This window comes from Methylobacterium sp. WL19 (genome assembly GCF_008040005.1).
GTDB lineage: Bacteria > Pseudomonadota > Alphaproteobacteria > Rhizobiales > Beijerinckiaceae > Methylobacterium > Methylobacterium bullatum.
Genome location: NZ_VRVC01000282.1, coordinates 1 through 966, shown reverse-complemented (window position 1 = coordinate 966; position 966 = coordinate 1). Strand labels below are relative to the sequence as shown.

Sequence of the window (966 nt, the reverse complement as noted above, 5' to 3'; positions counted from 1 at the left end):
TCGTAGCTGCGCCCGGCGCTTCGCGCCGCGGCGGCCGAGGCGCTGCGGGCGGGCTGCTTGGTCTGTTGCTGCGCGGCCTTCGGCGAACCGAACGGGGCGATCGGCTCACGGTTGGGGCTGGTGAAATCGACGCCGGCCTGATCGGCGAGGGTCGGGCCGAGCTGCTCCTTGAGCACCTTGGTGCGGATCTCCTCGACGAGGCCCACTTCGAGGTCACCGAGCTGGAACGGGCCGAAGGACAGGCGGATCAGCCGGTTCACGGCCAGACCCAGGTGCTCGAGGATGCGCTTGACCTCGCGGTTCTTGCCTTCGCGCAGGCCCAGCGTCAGCCAGAGGTTGTCGCCCGAGGCCCGGTCGAGGACCGCGTCCACCGGGCCGTAATCCATGCCGTCGATGGTGACGCCCTTGCGCAGCTTGTCGAGCTCGGCCTGATTCGTGTCGCCATGCGCGCGGACGCGGTAGCGCCGCAGCCATCCGGTATCGGGATGGGCGATCACCTTGGCGAGGCCGCCATCGTTGGTGAGCAGCAGCAGGCCTTCGGTGTTGATGTCGAGGCGGCCGATGGCGACCACGCGCGGCAGGTCCTCGGGCAGGGCCTCGAAGACGGTCTGGCGCCCTTCCGGATCGCGTGCCGTGGTCACGAGGCCCCGCGGCTTGTGATAGATCCACAGCCGGGTCCGCTCGCGGGCGGGCAGGGGCTCACCGTCGACGGTGATCTCGTCCGCATCCGTCACGTTGATCGCCGGCGAGGTCAGCACCTTGCCGTTGAGGGTGACGCGGCCCTCGGCGATCATCACCTCGACGTCGCGGCGGGACGCGATGCCGGCGCGCGCGATGGCCTTGGCGATACGGTCGCCCTCGGGCGTCGCCGAATCGGAATCACCGGTGGCACCCGCCTCAGCGGCCTTGGCCGCCGGCCGCGGCAACGCCGCCTTGCGGCGCAGGGGGGCGTCGCCGCCCCTGGCG

Annotated in this window: 1 protein-coding gene; it reads right to left on the bottom strand. The window is 71.3% G+C overall.

Annotated elements, in window-relative coordinates; translation table 11 throughout:
* Positions 1-926 (bottom strand): pseudouridine synthase (locus FV220_RS25090; protein WP_246689545.1); only part of this gene is annotated, 926 nt, incomplete at its 3' end.
* Positions 927-966 lie beyond the last annotated feature (40 nt).